Here is a 1,405-nt window from a genome sequence, read left to right on the forward strand (position 1 = left end):
CAGAAATGCTTGCGCTTGTACTTTCCCGCATAGCGATCATGGTTCCGAACGTTATCGTTCTGACCTTTCTGCTGTTCACGTCGGTTACGTCCTTTCTGGGGACACCGGCGGCGATCATGCTGGGAGAGAACGCGTCCCCTCAATCGATTGCCGATCTCAACGCGAAGCTGGGCTTCGACCAGCCCATCCTGTCGCGTTACTGGAACTGGATCAGCGCGGCATTGTCGGGCGACCTGGGTCGATCCTACTCCACCCAGCAGCCTGTCGCGCAAATGATCGCGGATGCTCTTCCTCTAACGCTCGAGCTGGCATCCTGGGCGATCCTCATCGCATTCCTGGGGGCCACGCTAATCAATTCGGCTACGTTCATGAAAAAGCTGGTGGACCGGCTCACCGCCGCCATAAGCATCGTTGGCATCACTGTACCGAATTTCTTTCTCGGACTGCTGCTGATCTACCTGTTTTCGGTTCAGCTACGCTGGCTGCCGACGACCGGATGGTCGCCGTGGTCACGGGGCGCTGGGCAACATCTCATCCACATGATCCTGCCCATTATCACGCTTACGACCTTCTATTTCAGCTCCTTCACGCTCGTCTACAAGGCCGAATATCAGTCGGTGAAAGGCAACCTTTACATCCAGGCCGCGCGGTCCAAGGGGCTGTCGGAGGCGCGCATTTCCTACCGGCACATTCTGCCCAACAGCATATTGCCCTTGATCACCTATGCCGGACTTTCGCTTGGACAACTGGTAGGCGGGGCGGTCGTGACCGAAACCGTCTTTTCCATGCCAGGCATGGGCCGGCTGCTGGTCGAAGCGATTTCGTCCCGGGATTTTCCGGTGATGCTGTCGGTGGGAATGGTGATCATCGTCGGCGTGATGATCCTCAACCTTGTGGCGGACATCACCTACAGCCTCGTCAATCCGCTCGTGCGAACATCGGCTTAGAATCCAATGAGAAAACTTCCGTTCCGATTGGTCCTTGGCCTGACGCTTCTGGTGATCATCACATTGATCGCGGTGTTCGCGCCCTTGATCGCGCCACTGCACCCGACCGCTACGACGATCAATGTCCTCGGGCCGCCTTCGGCTGAGAATATTCTTGGCACGGACCAACTGGGCCGGGACGTGCTGTCGCGCGTCATCTACGGGACAAGGGTTTCGTTGCAGGTGGGTGCTTCGGCGGCGATCGTGGCTGTGCTGATCGGCGCGCCCATTGGCCTGATCGCCGGGTTTTTCCGTGGCTGGGTCGATTTTGTCCTGGTCCAGATAATCGACATTTTCATCGCCTTGCCGGGGCTCGTTCTCGCATTGATCATCACCGCCATGCTCGGGCCATCGGTGGTCAACCTGGCGGTCACGCTGGGTGTCGTCACTGCGCCGACGGTCGCCCGCCTGGTTCGTGG

1 protein-coding gene and 1 pseudogene are annotated in these 1,405 nt (G+C 58.6%); both read left to right on the plus strand.

Translation table 11 applies throughout. From position 1 onward, the window contains the following. Window positions 1–947, plus strand: a 947-nt coding sequence (locus tag EN884_RS35975; RefSeq protein WP_164895419.1) for an ABC transporter permease, incomplete at its 5' end; no start/stop codon positions are given. A gap of 63 nt (window positions 948–1,010) precedes the next feature. Then, a pseudogene (locus EN884_RS35980) lies at window positions 1,011–1,405 on the plus strand (ABC transporter permease); the annotation flags it as partial.

Origin of the sequence: Mesorhizobium sp. M7A.F.Ca.AU.001.01.1.1, from assembly GCF_004022735.1 — a bacterium.
GTDB classification, from domain to species: Bacteria; Pseudomonadota; Alphaproteobacteria; order Rhizobiales; family Rhizobiaceae; genus Mesorhizobium; species Mesorhizobium ciceri.